15 protein-coding genes are annotated in these 15994 nt (G+C 67.9%); 9 read left to right on the top strand and 6 right to left on the bottom strand.

What is annotated here, in order from left to right; translation table 11 throughout:
• The first annotated feature begins 18 nt into the window (after positions 1-18).
• Positions 19-1512 carry a sugar transferase gene (locus A9310_RS17970; protein ID WP_065631891.1) on the top strand — a complete coding sequence of 498 codons (1494 nt, stop codon included), beginning with the start codon at positions 19-21 and terminating at the stop codon, positions 1510-1512.
• Between the two features lie 22 nt (positions 1513-1534).
• On the opposite strand, the gene A9310_RS26010 is transcribed toward A9310_RS17970, so the two are convergent.
• The gene (locus tag A9310_RS26010) at positions 1535-1675 is read right to left on the bottom strand and encodes a hypothetical protein (protein ID WP_171011597.1); all 141 of its coding nucleotides are present in this window, start codon (positions 1673-1675) and stop codon (positions 1535-1537) included.
• A gap of 257 nt (positions 1676-1932) precedes the next feature.
• The gene (locus A9310_RS17965) at positions 1933-3375 is read right to left on the bottom strand and encodes a PLP-dependent aminotransferase family protein (RefSeq protein ID WP_249356183.1); all 1443 of its coding nucleotides are present in this window, start codon (positions 3373-3375) and stop codon (positions 1933-1935) included.
• A gap of 191 nt (positions 3376-3566) precedes the next feature.
• On the opposite strand from A9310_RS17965, the gene A9310_RS17960 reads away from it, so the two are divergent.
• The 8 genes from A9310_RS17960 (at position 3567) to A9310_RS17925 (ending at position 13961) form a co-directional block, all read left to right on the top strand.
• On the top strand, positions 3567-4682 hold the full coding sequence (locus A9310_RS17960; RefSeq protein ID WP_065631812.1) for a DUF559 domain-containing protein: 1116 nt from the start codon (positions 3567-3569) through the stop codon (positions 4680-4682).
• On the top strand, positions 4664-5344 hold the full coding sequence (locus A9310_RS17955; RefSeq protein ID WP_065631811.1) for a hypothetical protein: 681 nt from the start codon (positions 4664-4666) through the stop codon (positions 5342-5344). The genes A9310_RS17960 and A9310_RS17955 overlap by 19 nt, the downstream gene beginning before the upstream one ends.
• 4 nt (positions 5345-5348) lie before the next feature.
• Positions 5349-8747 (top strand): DUF87 domain-containing protein, encoded by a 3399-nt coding sequence (locus A9310_RS17950; protein ID WP_065631810.1) that lies wholly within the window; start codon positions 5349-5351, stop codon positions 8745-8747.
• 46 nt (positions 8748-8793) lie between these two features.
• Positions 8794-10221 carry an AIM24 family protein gene (locus tag A9310_RS17945; protein WP_065631809.1) on the top strand — a complete coding sequence of 476 codons (1428 nt, stop codon included), beginning with the start codon at positions 8794-8796 and terminating at the stop codon, positions 10219-10221.
• Between the two features lie 80 nt (positions 10222-10301).
• Positions 10302-10904, top strand: a complete 603-nt coding sequence (locus A9310_RS17940) for a DUF4262 domain-containing protein (RefSeq protein WP_065631808.1) — start codon at positions 10302-10304, stop codon at positions 10902-10904.
• A 218-nt stretch (positions 10905-11122) separates the two neighbouring features.
• A complete protein-coding gene (locus A9310_RS17935) occupies positions 11123-12415 on the top strand; it encodes an HNH endonuclease signature motif containing protein (protein ID WP_083207440.1) in 1293 nt (430 codons plus the stop codon).
• A 368-nt stretch (positions 12416-12783) separates the two neighbouring features.
• The gene (locus A9310_RS17930; protein ID WP_065631806.1) at positions 12784-13236 is read left to right on the top strand and encodes an SRPBCC family protein; all 453 of its coding nucleotides are present in this window, start codon (positions 12784-12786) and stop codon (positions 13234-13236) included.
• Between the two features lie 167 nt (positions 13237-13403).
• Complete coding sequence (locus A9310_RS17925; protein WP_254661294.1) at positions 13404-13961, top strand: SRPBCC family protein; 558 nt, start codon at positions 13404-13406, stop codon at positions 13959-13961.
• A gap of 107 nt (positions 13962-14068) precedes the next feature.
• On the opposite strand, the gene A9310_RS17920 is transcribed toward A9310_RS17925, so the two are convergent.
• The 4 genes from A9310_RS17920 to rplN are packed head-to-tail and all read right to left on the bottom strand — an operon-like array spanning position 14069 to position 15526.
• Positions 14069-14254: a type Z 30S ribosomal protein S14 gene (locus tag A9310_RS17920; RefSeq protein ID WP_004019490.1), complete on the bottom strand. Its 186-nt coding sequence runs from the start codon at positions 14252-14254 to the stop codon at positions 14069-14071.
• Position 14255: 1 nt separating this feature from the next.
• Entirely contained in the window at positions 14256-14837 is a 582-nt protein-coding gene (rplE, locus tag A9310_RS17915; protein ID WP_055475154.1) for a 50S ribosomal protein L5, read from the bottom strand.
• A gap of 1 nt (position 14838) precedes the next feature.
• Entirely contained in the window at positions 14839-15156 is a 318-nt protein-coding gene (gene rplX / locus A9310_RS17910) for a 50S ribosomal protein L24 (RefSeq protein ID WP_065631805.1), read from the bottom strand.
• Position 15157: 1 nt separating this feature from the next.
• Complete coding sequence (gene rplN, locus A9310_RS17905) at positions 15158-15526, bottom strand: 50S ribosomal protein L14 (protein WP_065631804.1); 369 nt, start codon at positions 15524-15526, stop codon at positions 15158-15160.
• Positions 15527-15994: the final 468 nt, after the last annotated feature.

Raw genomic sequence — 15994 nt, 5'->3', positions numbered from 1 at the left:
CTTTCGGATGGAGTGGACTTGTCGACCCGTGTATCGCAGGCCGAGTTCCCGCAGACCACGAGGCGCACCCCGGTGTACTCGTCGCCCAACGGTCGGCGCACCTTTCACGAGCTGATCCGCGACGATCCCCTGAGCACGATCGTGACCGTGTCGATCGACGTGTTGTCCGCGACGATCGCGGTGGCCGCCGGGATCTGGTGGGTGAGGAGTGGCAGCGGCGCGAACCCGCCGTTGTGGACACTCGCCACCTTCGTGCCGATCCTCGTGATCGTCTTCTCCTTGCGCGGGGTCTACCGTCGGGGGCTCAATCGCCGGTTCCTCGACGAGGTCGGCCGGGTCATGACCGGATGCACGATCACCGCGATGATCCTGCTGTGCTCCCTGCTCCTCTCCTACTCCGACGACAGACCCGGCGCCGCGGTCACCAAGGTGTGGGTGTCGGCGCTGTTCTGGGTTCCGTTCGGTCGTCTCATCCGCGACATCATCCAGCGGAGCCTGCGCAAGAACGGTCATCTGCTGTCCCCCACGCTGATCATCGGCGACGGGCCGATCACCGCACAGGTGGTCGGCCGCATGGTGGCCGCGCCGGAGCACGGCCTCCGGCCGGTCGGCATCCTGGCCGCCGGCGCGCCACCCCGCGCCGATCGGGACGAGGGACCCACCAACGAGATCGCGCAGCTCGGCGGGGTGGACGAACTCGACGACGCGATCCGGGCGACGAAGGCCGAGGTCCTGGTCGTGGCCTTCGCGGTCACCAATGTCGAAAGGCTCACCGCCGCCGTCCGTATCGCCCACCGGCATGGGGTGAAGGTGTGGATCGTGCCGCGCATGTTCGACGTCGTCGGACGCCGCAGTCGGGTCGACCACATCGGCGGGCTGCCCCTGATGTCGGTCCCGCACACCAACCCGCGGGGGTGGCAGTTCCGGACCAAACACATCGGGGACCGGGTGGTCGGAGCCCTGATCCTCGCCGCGATCTCACCGCTGTTCTTCACGCTCATGCTGCTGGTCCGGCTGAGCTCGCCGGGCCCGATCTTCTTCGCCCAGCCGCGGGTGGGTCGCGACGCGCGGGTGTTCAACTGCCTGAAGTTCCGCTCGATGCGGCCCGAGGACCCCGCCGCGGAGAAATTCCGGCCGACCGAGGGCAGCGCACCCGGCGGCGTCGAGGGCGTCGACCGCCGCACCAGGATCGGCAAGATCATGCGCTCGACGTCGATGGACGAACTACCCCAGTTACTCAACGTGATCCGCGGCGACATGAGTCTCGTGGGTCCACGCCCGGAGCGTCCCGAGTACGTCTCGCTGTTCGAGGTGCAGATCCGGCGATACGGCGAGCGCCACCGGGTGAAGGCCGGGGTCACCGGCTGGGCGCAGGTGCACGGCCTGCGCGGTCAGACCTCCATCGCCGACCGCGCCGAGTGGGACAACTACTACATCGAGAACTGGTCACTCTGGCTCGACGTCAAGATCCTGCTCCTGACCGTGCTCGCGGTGCTCAAACGGGCGGAGTAGCCGCGGCCACCCACCCGCGTCGTCACATCGTCGGACGTCGGGTGTCGTACGCGGGGCGATACGGCACCCGTCCCCGCTCGTCGCGGATGGTGACGATCAACGTGCGGGCGACGACGACGAGCAGGATGATGCCGCAGACGATCGCGAGGAGCAGTGCGGTCATGACGACCTCCTGACGCCGGAACATGGTGTGCCGGCATTCAATCGCCGATCACGACCTGGTGGTAGATGCCAACCGCGCATCCGTGGACTCAATTGCCCGCCCATGGTGACGCGACTCCGCCGGGCGGCGCCACTGATTTTCTCCCGCGGGCCGGTGCCGGGGTCCGGCGACGGCATCGCCGACGGACAACATCATCCGGCACACCGCCGAGAAGTGCGGTGCGGCAACGACACGCAGTCCGCGACGGTCGGTATCTCTCACGCCGGGCGCGTCAACGCGTCCGGTGCCCCCGGGCGATCAAGTGATGCCCATACGTCCCGCAACACGTCGACGCCGGCGGCGAGGTCGTCGGCATCCTCGGTGAACGGAACGCGGATGTAGCGTTCGTGCGCCCCGTCGACGCCGAACTTCGGTCCGGCGCTGATCCGCACACCTCGGTTCAGGGCGGCGGCCGCGAGCGCGGAACTCAGCGGCGCCCCGAGCCCGACCCACATCGCCAACCCACCGTTGACGTCGGGAATCTCCCACTCCGGCAGATGATTTCGTAGAAGTCCGGTGAGCGTGTCCCGGCCGATACGAAGCTGCGCGGAACGAACCGCGAGCAGGTCGTCGTAACCGGCCAAGACCTCGGCGGCGATCTGCTGGTCGATGATCGGCGAACCGAGGTCACCGGCGGGTCGCCGTCGGACGATCCGGTCGACGATGTCCTCGTCGGCACGAATCCATCCCACCCGCAATCCACTCCACACCGTCTTGCCCAGCGATCCGATCGTCACCACCGGCACCGAGGACCTCACCGGCGCATGCGCGGCGAACGGGAAATGGTCCGTCCGACGATCGATGTCGAGCTCGGCAGTCGTCTCGTCGACGAGCAGCGCGGTCCCGGCCCGGCGCGCCGCGTCGGCGAGTCGCTCTCGGTGGGCGGACGGCATCGAGGCGCCCGTCGGGTTCTGGAAATCCGGTATGCAATAAGCCATCTCGGGTCGCATCCGGTTGAGGATCTCGAGGAAGTGGTCCATGTCCCAACCGGCCGCGGTGACCGGCGTCGACACGAGCCGTCCGCCGGCCTCGGCGATCGCCTCGTAGGCGTGCGGATAGGTCGGGGTCTCGACGACCACCCGGTCGGCTCGTCGGAGCAGGGTCCGCGCGACGAGTGCGATGGCGTGTTGCCCACCGAGGGTCACCACGATCTGCGCCGGGGTCGTGGGCAGTCCGCGGTCGGTGTATCGATCGGCGATTCGTCGGCGTAGCAGCGGATCGCCCACCAGGTCGAGTCCGGGCCGGCGCAGCAGGTCGGGCACATTGCCCGTGACCCGCTCGATGATCGCCTCGAGACCGGGCACCGGTTCGGGAACGGCGTGCGCGAAGTCGATCTCGGCAACCGCGCCCGGACCCCTCCGCGGGAGCATCGCGACGGAGCCGGATCCCCGGACGCTGACCAGATAGCCGGCCTCGCGCAGCGCTCCGTACGCCGACACCACCGTGGTCCGACTCCGCCCGAGCGCATCGGCGAGGATTCGCTCGGCGGGCAACCGCGTGTATGTCGCGATCCGGCCGTCGTCGATGAGGAGTCGGATGCGGGCGGCGAGGGCCGCGTAGGCCGCGTCGCCGCTCTCCCACTCACCGAGCAGCGTGACAAGTTGCTTCACCCCGAGGTTCGAGCGAGCCACCGGCCGGCCGATGGCTCGCGGTGCACCCACAGAATCCTCCTCACCGGTCGCCAGGGTCCAACGACGCCCTGCGGCCGTCGACGTCCAGTCAAACGCAGTGCCCGCGGGCACCACAAGGTCCAATCCGCGGTCGGTGGACTGCCGTCGAGCGGTGGTGGCGGTCCACAGATCACCCGTGACCACCGGGCGGCTGTCGGGTTCGGGCGATATCGTCGGCGTCGATGAACATCCGCCCGTCAGCTCTCGACGCGGCCGTGCGTCCCGGGCACGTGCTCCGTGTCGATGACGTCGACGGCCTCGCCCTGGCCGACCTCGTCGACTCGGTCTCGGCTGACCTACCGGTGTTCCTGGACCATCGCGGGCCCGGCGATCGCAACGCCCGGGAGGTCGTCCGGGAGGTCCTCGACGCGCTCGAGGACATCGTCGTCGCCCTCTTCCCGGTCTGGCTCCCGGGCCATGAGCCGGGCCTGCCGGTCGACGCCGACGACGCCGAGGCCACGGCGCGCCTGCTGTGCCGGGACGCCGGCTTCCCCTCGCCCGCCGTCATCCATCTGGCCCGTGCGGCCGCCGGCGCGCGACGTCCCGGCCCCGGCCCCGCCGACGACGCCCGGGCGGCCGCGCTGACATTCCTCCTGCGACGGGGATACGGACGGGGTTCCGTGGTCCTGGCCGTGCGCGCGGACACCACATTGGCCGAGCGGGCCCAGCACGCGGCGGCCGCCGCGTACGAATGGCTGGCCGACCGCGCCGACCTCACCGTGTGGCTCACCGCCGACGCCCTGCCCGCGGTCACCAGGGTGCCGGCGATCCGGATCGGGGTACCCGCGGGGCGGCGATTCCCGCCGTCCGGTCCGGTGGAGGCGCTGCCCGATCCGTCATCGGCCTCGGCGAGACCCGTCCTCGTCGCCTCCCGTCCGTCGGGGAGACCGGCACCGCACAGCGATGCCGAGCAAACCCTCGAACGCGCCCTCGCGCGTGCACCGTGGGCTCGCGACCGACAGTGGAACCGGAGTCCGCGCGACCTCGATCCGCTCCACCCCGCGGTGATCGTCGACCTGCTGTGGCCGAGTGAACGCGTCGTCGTGGAGGTCGACGGCGCGGATCATCGCGGCCCGGTAAAGTACGCGCGAGATCGACGTCGCGACAACATGCTTCAGCGTGCCGGGTACCTCGTTCTGCGTTACACGAACGACCACGTTCTCGACGACACGTCCCTTGTCGTCGCAGAGCTGGCCGCCGTGATCGCCGAGCGCTCCCGACACCCGGCGCCGTCCCGACCGACGCCCGACCGACCCCCTTCGACCCGCGAGGAGCATCCGTGGACCACGCCCAGCTGACGCCGATCCAGAGTGCGGCGCTGTTCGTCCTGCTGGCCGAGTCCCGAGAGCTCTCCAACCCAGAGTTGAAGGAGTTCGGTGCAGCGCTGGACAAGCCTGCTCGCAACCATCTCAACGCCCTCGGCCTCGTCGACTCTCGACTCGGCGCGCGCCGCGCGTACTTCCACACCCTGACCGACCGCGGGTGGGCCTGGTGCGCGGCCGAACTGACATCCGAGCCACCGAAGAGGTCGACCGCACCGACGAAGGCCATGTACGCGGTCCTCGCCGGCCTCGCCCGGTACCTCGACGACGAGGACCTCCGTCTCCACGAGGTGTTCGGCCGTCCCCGACGCCCCACCCACGAGGAGCCCGGGACCCCGATCGCAACGGCTACGTCCGACCCGGCGTCGTCCACCGTCGATCCCCGGGACCAGATCGCGGCCGCCTACCGCGCCCGGGCCGCCACAGCGGGCGACTTCGTCCTCGTCACCGATCTGCGCGCCGACCTGCCCGGGATGAGCGACGAGGTCTTCGACGCCACGATGGTGGAGTTCCAGCGCGCGCCGGGGGTCAGCCTCATCCCGCAGGAAGACCAGGCGTTGCTGACTCCGGCCGACCGGGCGGCCGCGGTGACGGTGGGCACGCAACCGTGCCATCTGTTCGCGACCGAGGAGAGCTGATCCGATGGACGCCGACGCCCGTCACGCACTGGAATCGATCCGCCTCAACTGGGCCGACACCCCCGACGACGTGTGGGGCACCGCCGACCCCTTCCACGTCGGGGGCCTGCACGAGGACACCATCGTCGACATCATCCGTTCGTTCGACGACGCCCGTCGTTCGCCGTCGGGGAGTCCGATCGGGGTCACGGTGCGCGGTCCGGCCGGATCCGGCAAGACCCATCTCCTGGGCCGGGTCCGGCATCGTGTCCAAGAGGAGGGCGGGTACTTCTTTCTCGTCAAGCTGCTCGACGCCACCGACTTCTGGCGTTCGGTGCTCGTGGCGATCATCAAGGACCTCGGCCGACCGACGCCCCGCCACCGCTCGCAGCTGAATCAGCTCCTCCACCGCCTCGCGATCGACGCCGGGGTCTCGGACGGGACACGTGACGCCGTGACCGGCGGCGCGTCGCTGACACCCGCCGCTCTCGATGACTTCGTCCACGGCGTCTACACCCGCCATTCGCGGCACCGACGCCGGTCGCAGCACATCCTGCGTGCGCTCGTACTGCTGGAGTCCGACGACTTCGCGGCCAAAGACCTCGGCGAGGCGTTTCTGCACCTGGACATCGACGACGCGGAGGAACTCGCCGCCTGGGGCATCCGCAATGCCCGCCTCGGTTATCAGGAGATCGTCGAGAACATCTCGCGGATCATCGCGTTCGACGATGCGGCGGTTCTCGCGATCGACCAGATCGACACCCTGATCGAGGCCGGCAAGACCGCCGAGCCGGGCGAGGAATCACAGGTGGAGAAACTGGCGCACGGCCTGATGTCGGTGCGCGACACCATGAGTCGGACCACATGTGTGGTCTCCTCGATCACCGCCGCGTGGGAGTACCTCGCCGGACACGTCATGCGATCAGCGGTTGATCGGTTCCGGTTGCCACCCACCCTGCAACGGCCCGCGAGTGCGGACTTCGGCCGGCTCCTGCTCGCCCGGCGTTTCGCGCCGGGTTTCGCCGGCGTCGGATTCACGCCGCCCCATCCCACCTGGCCGGTCACCGACACCGCACTGACGGSGGCCACCGATTACACCCCGCGCGAGCTGATGGTGACCGTGGACCGCCAGATCGCCGCGATGCTCCGCAGCGACACGTTCGCCGAGATCACCGACCTCTCCGGCGCCACGTCCAAGACCTCCGCCGGCCAGGGCACACTCCCCCTGATCAACCAGTCCCGCACCACGACAGACGTTCCTGACACGGGGGCGTCCGCTCGGGGGCGCTCGTCGTCTGCTGAATCGTCGTCTGCAGGGTCGTCGTCTGCGGGGTCGTCGTCAACCGACTCGTCGTCGACGACCACCTCGGACAATCCCGCGTTCGCGAAGCTCGACCAGCGGTACGCGGAGTTGATCCGGCGTGCGGACCCGCTACCCGCATTGGTACCCGACACCGAGGACCGGATCGTCCCCTCGCTCCTCCATGCGGGATTGGCGACGTGGATCCAGGCACTGTCCCGCGACGCCGACCGCTGGCAGCTCGATGCCCGGCCGGGACCGAAGAGTCCGCTGCACGGGCGGATCCGACAACTCGTCGACCCGAACCGGGACATCGAGCAGTCCTGGAGCTTCCGTGCCATCGCGGCATCTAACGCGCGTGCCGTCCAGACGCGCCTGTCGAGCGCGACGACGACCTCCGGTTTCACCCTCGGCGACATCGAACGCACCCTGGTGATCCTGCGGCGGGATCCCTGGCCCACGGGGCCCAAGACCCGGCAGATGGTCGAGGAACTGCACGATCGGGGCGGGCGGGTCGTCGCCTGGACCGAACAGGACATCAAACGGCTGAGCGCGCTGGCACAACTGCGGGCCGAACGGCCCTCGCATCTCCGGGAGTGGATCTCCGACCGCAACCCGGCTGCCGAGATCGCCTTTCTCACCGACATCCTGGGCTCCGCGCTCGAAGCGCCTGCGCCAGGCTCGCAGTCACCGGACTCACCCGCAACACCCTTGGTGACGCCTGTCAGACGCCACGAGCCCGGCACCGCGGACGAACGCTCGACCACGCCGCCACCCCGGGAGACGACGACGGAAGAGTTCCGGTCCACCGACCCTCGGTCGGGAACGGCGGGGTCCGACACCGCCGAATCGTCGTCGCGAACCACACCCGCCGACGAACAGTCGATCACCCTCGGGCGAAGTGTCGCCACCGGCGAGGCGGTGACCGTCTCGCTGCTCGCCCTGCGCAAGCACGTGGCGCTGTTCGCCGGATCCGGTTCGGGGAAGACGGTGTTGATTCGGCGCATCGTCGAAGAGGCTGCTTTGCAGGGAGTTTCGTCGATCATCCTCGACGTGAACAACGACCTCGCACGCCTGGGGACACCGTGGCCGGACGCCGACCCGCGTCCGTGGACGTCCGACGACCGCGAGCGCGCCAAGCGCTACCTGCACGACACCGAGGTCGCGGTCTTCACCCCGGGTCGGGCATCGGGGCGGCCATTGAGTTTCCAGCCGCTACCCGACTTCAGCACGGTGGTCGGCAACCCCGACGAGTTCCGTGCCGCGGTCGACTCCGCCGTCGGCGCCCTGATCCCGCATGCCCGGGCCATCGGGACCAGCGCGAAAGCCTATCGGCAGCAAGCAGTCCTGCAACAGTCCATGGAGGCCTTCGGACGACGCGGCGGCGGCGCCCTGCAGGCTTACGTCGGACTGCTGACCGAACTGCCCGACGACGCGAGCACCCTCGCCGACGCCCCGAAGCTCGCCGCCGAACTCGCGGAGAACCTCAAGGCCTCGATGGCGATCGATCCCGTCTTCGGGGGTGACGCCGCCCCGGCCGACCCCGGGTACCTGCTCACTCCCTCACCGGGTTTCCGGGCCCGGGTGTCGGTCGTGAACCTCGCCGGCCTCGGCACCGACGACCGGCGGGCCGGTTTCGTCAATCAGCTCCAGATGGCCCTGTTCGCCTGGATCAAGAAGAATCCGGCCGCCGACCGGCCACTCGGCGGACTGCTCGTCATGGACGAGGCGCAGAACTTCGCCCCGTCCGTCCGGATGACCGCGGCGTCGAAGAGCACGAGCGCATTGGCGTCGCAGGCTCGCAAGTACGGCCTCGGGCTCATCTTCGCGACCCAGTCGCCCACCGGCATCGACAACAAGATCTCGGCCAACTCCTCGACCCAGATCTTCGGCCTGCTCAATCATCCGACGCAGATCGAACGCGCCAAGGAACTCGCCGCCAACAAGGGCAGCAGGATTCCCGACATCGGCAAGCTCCCGGCGGGGACGTTCTACATCGCGAGCGAGGGCGGGCGGTTCGCCAAGGCCGAGACGCCGCTCTGCCTCACCTACCACCCGTCGAGTCCGCCGACCGAGGACGAGGTCGTCGAGCTGGCGCGCTCCACGACACCGCGCCCACGGTGACGGCCGGGCCCGACTTCGCCGACGGTCGGCCGCGACGATTGGCACAATGGACTCCGTGCTCACGCTGACCGCCGGAGAGAACCGTCCGCTGCCGTCGACGGCCGTGACCGTCTCGGTGCGCTCGGCATCTCCGGTCAACACCTCGGCGATCCTGCTCACCGATGCCGGTCGCGTCCGCTCCGACGCGGACCTCATCTTCTACARCCAGCCCAGCGGCCCCGGCGTCGGATACCGTTCTGCCGGCTCGGCCGACATCATCTCGGTCGACACCGCCGCCCTCCCTCGGGAGATCGCGACGGTCGTCGTCGCGGCGAGCCTCGACGGGACCGGGCCCACGAGTTTCGCGACCGCCGGCGCCCTCAGCGCGACGCTGACCGGCGGCGGTACGGAACTCGTCTTCAGCCCCTCCGGTCTCACCAGCGAGGCGGCCGTCGTGTGCCTCGAGATCTACCGGCGCAACGACGTCTGGAAGGTCCGTGCCGTCGGCCAGGGATACGACGCCGGTCTCGCGGGCCTCGCCACCGCCTTCGGCATCGAGGTCGACGACGAGCCCGCGACGCCGCCTCCTGGACGGCCGCCGCGAGTCACCGATCCGCAGCCCTGGCCGCCGGCCGCGTCGACGCCAACCGCGCCGCCGCCGACACCCGAACCACCGGCCCCGCAATGGAATACACCGTCCGCACCGCCGCCTCCGCCCCGGCCTCCGGTCACCGCCCAACCACAGGGAGTTCCCATGCACAGCGATCTGTTCGCGCCGTCCCACGCCGAGGTCACCGGGCAGGGGATCCAGAAGCAGGGAAGCAAGATGTGCCGGGTCGGCCTCGCCGGTGAGGTCATGGCCCGCACCGGCTCGATGGTGGCCTACCAGGGCAACCTGAAGTTCGAGGCGCTCGGCTCGGGCGGCCTCGGACGGATGATGCGTCAGGCGATGACCGGCGAGGGCGTTCCGCTGATGAAGGTCACCGGACAGGGCGACCTGTTCCTGGCCGATGCGGCGTCGGACGTGCACCTCATCGACCTCGACGGTTCCGACGGCCTCACCATCAACGGCGCCAACGTCCTCGCCTTCGACTCCTCGCTGTCCTACGACATCGCCCGTGTGCAGGGTGCCGGCGCGATGAGCAACGCCGGACTGTTCAACTGCGCCTTCACCGGGCGCGGCCGGATCGCCATCACCACCGACGGCACCCCGGTCGTCCTCAACGTCGACGCCGCGACCTATGCCGACCCGCAGGCCGCGGTCGCGTGGTCGTCGAGCCTGCGCACCTCGGTGAAGTCCAATGACTCGTTCAACCTCGGCACCCTGATGGGACGCAGCACCGGCGAACGGTTCACCCTCGAGTTCTCCGGGCGCGGGTTCGTCGTCGTGCAGCCGTCCGAACTCCCGCCCGGCGGGTTCGTCGGCGGGACCGGCGGCGGCGGGTCGGCCGGGTCAGGGGCCGGCGGCATGTTGGGTGGCATCCTCGGGCGCTGACGAGGCGGAACTCGGACGTCTCCCGAGTTGTCGGTGCCGACTGCTCTACTACGCTCCACCTTCGAACACCAGGAGCGAGCATGACCCACCACTTCTCCGATCTGCGGGGTCTGCCCCGCTGGCACCCCGACCCGCTGGTACGCGAGACGCTCGACCGCATCCGGCGCTACGGTTGGGCGGTGACGGCCGTCAGTGACGAGTGCACGTGTCACTCTCCCGAATGCGAAGCACTTGACTGCTCTTTCGCGTACACCACCGGCCTGCGCTTACACGACCTCCCCGAGTTGGCGGTGTACGGACTGGATGCACGAACGAGTGCATCGGTTCTCAACGAGCTGGGCAGCGTGTTTCACACCTATGACTGGCACTCGATCGTGTCGAATTCGGTTCCCATACAACTGGATTCACTTGAGGTTCCGGTCACCGTCATCGAACTGGTGGACAAATCCGATCTCATCGTCACCAACGTCCTCTACCCCGACGCTCCGGTCTTGCAGGCGGTGTGGCCTGACGATCTGGGCAGCTATCCGTGGGATGAGGGTTACACCCTTGCACCGGAACACCAATTCGTGATGGGCGTGCACGACCCGCGAGCGACCGGTGGCGACAGTCCGCGCGTCATCTACCCGCGCCCCGGAATGAACCGGGCCCAGCGGCGCAAGGCGGCCCGACGCCGACGCTGAGCAGGCGAGCGGCCAGGTGATCAGCCTGAGTTGCGGGGCCGGGCCATCGACCGTTCGGTTCTTGTCGGTGCCCCCGGATACAGTGATTTCTACAGGCCACAGATGAAAGACGCATATCGGTAAACGGTTACGCCGGTGTCGAACCAACGATGACGAGAAGCCCTACCTCCAGTTCTGTCCTGTGATGTGGAAGGTCCGTCATGACAACACTCTCCAGCATGCCGAGCCCAGAAACCGGACGTGTCGAACACCTCGACGGTGACGGTTATCTTGCTGTGCTGACCGCGATTCGCGAGTCGCTGTGGGATCTCGCACCTGGTGGCGCAGAGCCAACCGCTCGTCAAGCGCACACCGCGATGACCCTGCTGATCGAACTCCGCGCCATCGTGGACCACCATGCCGCCGTCGGCGCCGCCACTCTCGACCGCCTCGGAGTCGCCCGAGAATCGACCGGCAAGACATCCATCCTCTTGATCGCCATGGGCGCGGCCCCCACAATCGCACACCGCTGGTTACGGATTGGCAATTGCCACCCCCGGCTTACGCAGCTACCCGGCTACACCGCCGACGGCGCCATCCCCGGCGAACATGCCGACGCCATCGTCACCGGTATCGCGCACGTCGAGCGTCGAGCACCCGAGGGTGTCTGCATCGAGGAACGAGCAGAAGTCGAGCAGGCATTGATCGCCCAGGCGATGTCCGGAGCCACCCCTGCGCAGATCGCGAAGAGAGCCCGCGAACTGGGCAACGAGTATGCGGCCATCACCGGCGGGCTACCGCCTGGCGAAGACCGCACCATCAACGAGTTCACATTCACACCGACCGGCGACGGCAGGCTCCGCGTACGTGGCGACCTCGACACGGTCATCGCCGAAAAGCTGACCGCTGCAATCGAATCCCTGAACAGTCCGCGACCGGAGCCCGACGGATCCGACGATTCTCGGACGCCCGGCGCCCGAAACTCGGACGCCCTGGAACTCATCCTCGATGCCGCGGCCGTGGCCGACACCAGCCTCGCCACACCACCGAAGACCCACGTCAGCGTGCTGCTGCCGGCGACCGCTCCGGACAAGGCGAGCCTGTTGTGGATGGGCTCTATCAGTCTCACCACCGCGAGGTTGCTGGCGTGCGACTCCACGATCACCGATGTCGTGATCGACGGCGACAACGTCCCCTTGCAGATGGGCACCAGCAAGCGACTGTTTCCGGCGCACCTGCGGCGAGCGATCATCATCCGCGATCAAGGCTGCATCAAATGCGGGGCGCCGGCCGGGCGTACCCAGGTCCACCACATCGAGTTCTGGAGCAGGGGCGGACCCACAGACCTCGACAACGGGTGCCTGCTCCGCGCGTCCTGCCATGCCCACATCCATGCCGGAGAATGGGACATCGTCATGGGCACCGACCGCCACCCCTGGTTGATCCCACCCGCATCGATCGACCGGCTGCGAACGCCACTCCCGGCGTACAACCGCCGCACCATGACTCTCGATGACCGGGCCGCAGCCTGATCGATCCACCTCGGTGATCGATGACCGGCTCGCATACGCGAGCGGCCCGAGAAGACCCGGGCGTCAACACTGCTGAAGCCGAATCCCGAGAGGGCGACGCCCTGCTCGGCACCTTCGCGCACCGATCCGTCGGACCGCGCATGCCCTTTGAGAACTCCATAGCGTTCACGCCCGGCCTGTGGTGCGGGCGAAAAGCGTGAGGCCCCACCTCCTTGGTGGGAGGTGGGGCCTCACAGCGGCCGGGCTCGGCACCGGTGGTGTGCTGGGCGGGATCCTCGGGCGCGGTGGCCCACCGGGTCTCGTAGCGAAAAGCGATGTCATAGAACATCTTTGGCTACCGAATCCGGCGGGCGGGTAACGTCGAGGCCATGCCCGAAGCCAGTGCGACCGTCCTCGTCCGACAACCCCTCACCACGGTGTGGGAGTACTGCCTCACCCCGGAGCACGTCGCGGCACTGACGCCCGGCGTGATCGGCGTCGAGACCGTCACCGACGGGCCGGTCTCGGTCGGGACCGTCTGGCGCGGCCAGATGAAGGGGCTCGGCCGCGCCGTCGACTGGACCGGCGAGTTCACGCGGGTGGATGCGCACACCGCCACCGAGTTCTCCTCCACGGAATCACCGCTCGAGTTCGCCATCTCGGCCACGTTCGCGGAGGTTGGTCGCGGCGTCGAACTCACCTATCGCATCCGCAACGGCGGCGTCGGCGGGGCGGTCGGGAAGCTCGCCGACGCGCTGGCGATCCGCGCGTATCAGCGGTCGCTCGCCGCGAACGCGAAGAAGCTGCCGCGCCTCGTCGACGAATGGGCCGCCACCCGCTGACGACGACGCGATCCGAGGAGTGCGATGTCGGCATCAGCCCACGAGCGATCGATCTCCGACGGAGAAATCCATGAGGACGACGTTCATGAAAGTCTTTGTTAGACATACGAATCGGGGACAATTCGGACGTAGCCTTCGCGGCCGACGGGGAGTACTCTGACCGGCGGATGCATCTCGTTCGGACCGTGATCACCACCCGCCCCGAGACGGTGTGCGGCGTGGCTCCGGCCCTGCCGACCCACAATCATTCGCACACCAAGGGTTCCGTCATGCCCGAATCCAGCGCATCCGTCACAGTCCAGCAACCACTCGACATCGTCTGGGAGTACATGTCCGCTCCCGAACACACCACCGCCTACCTACCGGGAACCGTCGAGGTCACTCCGCTGTCCGATGGGCCACTCGCCGTCGGCTCTCAGTGGAAGGGTAAGACGGCCGTCCTCGGTCGGACGGTGGACTGGCGGGGAGAGTTCACCCGCGTCGACACCTGTAAGGAGACGGAGTTCCAAACCGTCGAAGCGCCGTTCCCGTTCACCACGCACATCTCTTTGGAGGAGACCTCCGACGGCGTCCGGGTGACGTGTCGGATCACGTCCTCGACCGGTTTCGGCGGGGTGTTCGGCAAGATGGCCGACCCCATCGTCAACCGCATCTATCAGCGTTCGCTTACCGCGTCGATCGAGAGCATCCCCGACCTCATCGACGAGTGGCTCACCCAGCAGTGACACGACAACGGCCCCACCTCGCCGAAGCGAGATGGGGCCGCTGGGGAATCGGTAGCACGAATGCGCTTCATGAGCGCATTCGTGCTACGAAATCCGTGAGGTGAGAGTCACCAGCTGGACTTCTGCACGCCCGGCAGCTCGCCGGCGTGTGCCATGTCGCGCAGGCAGATTCGGCACAGGCCGAACTTGCGGAACACCGAGTGCGGGCGACCGCACTTGTTGCACCGGGTGTAGGCCCGCACGGCGAACTTGGGCTTCTTGTTGGCCTTGTTGACCAGAGCCTTCTTTGCCATGTCAGTTGTCCTTAACGTTGTTGTCCTTGAACGGGAAGCCCAGGGCACGCAGCAGCGCCCGGCCTTCGTCGTCCGTGGTGGCCGACGTCACGACGGTGATGTCCATACCGCGGGGCCGGTCGATGTTGTCGATGTTGATCTCGTGGAACATCGACTGCTCGTTCAGGCCGAACGTGTAGTTGCCGTTGCCGTCGAACTGACGGTCCGACAGGCCGCGGAAGTCGCGGATACGCGGGAGAGCGATGGACACGAGACGGTCCAGGAACTCCCACATGCGGTCGCCACGGAGGGTGACGCGCGCACCGATCGGCATGCCCTCGCGCAGCTTGAACTGTGCGATGGACTTGCGAGCGCGACGGATCTCCGGCTTCTGGCCGGTGATCTTGGCCAGATCCTCGACGGCGCCGTTGATTAGCTTCGCGTCACGGGCGGCGTCGCCGACGCCCATGTTCACGACGACCTTCACGACGCCCGGGATTAGCATCACGTTGGGGTATTCGAACTCTTTGTTCAGCGTGTCCTTGATCTCCTCGCGGTAGCGAGTCTTCAGGCGCGGCTGGATCTTGGGTTCAGTAGAGGTCATGTCAGATGTCCTTCCCGCTCTTGCGCGAGATCCGGACCTTCTTGCCCGTTTCCTCGTCGACGCGGTAGCCGACGCGAGTCGGGTTGCCGTCGGAGTCCACGACCATCACGTTCGAGACGTGGATCGAGGCTTCCTGGGTCACGATGCCGCCGGAGGAGGCACCGCGCTCGTTGGCCGACGCGGCGGTGTGCTTCTTGATTCGGTTGACGCCCTCGACGAGGACACGCTGGGTCTTCGGGAAGGCCTGGATGACCTTGCCCTTGGCGCCCTTGTCCTTGCCCGAGATGACGATCACGGTGTCGCCCTTGTGGATCTTCATGTCAGATCACCTCCGGTGCCAGCGACACGATCTTCATGAACTTCTTCTCACGCAGCTCGCGGCCGACCGGGCCGAAGATGCGGGTTCCGCGGGGGTCGCTCTCACCCTTGAGGATGACGGCGGCGTTCTCGTCGAAGCGGATGTAGCTTCCGTCCGCACGACGGGACTCCTTGGTGGTGCGCACGATGACGGCCTTGACGACCTCACCCTTCTTGACGTTGCCGCCCGGGATGGCGTCCTTGACAGTGGCGACGATGACGTCGCCAATGCCGGCGTAGCGCCGCGAGGAACCGCCGAGCACGCGGATGCACAAGATCTCCTTGGCACCGGTGTTGTCGGCGACTCGCAGGCGGGATTCCTGCTGAATCACTCGTTAGTCTCCTTGACCTGGCTTCTTATGTACGGCGGATTTCCGACCCGACGCACACGGTCTGTTGCCATCGAACACACGCCTGCCTGGGGTTTTGACCAGGTTGTGACACCCGGGCCGTCCGCCCCAGTGGGTTCGTGAGCCGATTCGCGACACAGCGGTGCCGCAGGCAACCCCACAAGTGTAGGGGAATGCCCAGGTCCCGGCCAAATCGATGGTCCCGGCGACCGCGCGGGGGTTTCGGATGACGCCGGGCCGGCAAAGTTTTCCGCGCACTGACCCATCTGGGGTGCACCGCCACGCGAAGCACCCATGACACGAGATCGACCAGACACAAGCCCGTCCGGCGAGCGATCAGTGCGAGCCGGAAGGGAGCGAAACACGGGGGGCGTGTCAGCGCCGGGGGTAATTCTCGGCTGCCGATCGTGAGCCGAACGGTCACCATGCTCCCCGGGCTCCGCAGTTCAG

This window comes from Gordonia sp. UCD-TK1, assembly GCF_001691435.1.
Taxonomy (GTDB): Bacteria; Actinomycetota; Actinomycetes; order Mycobacteriales; family Mycobacteriaceae; genus Gordonia; species Gordonia hongkongensis.
This window is presented reverse-complemented; position numbering and strand designations above follow the sequence as displayed.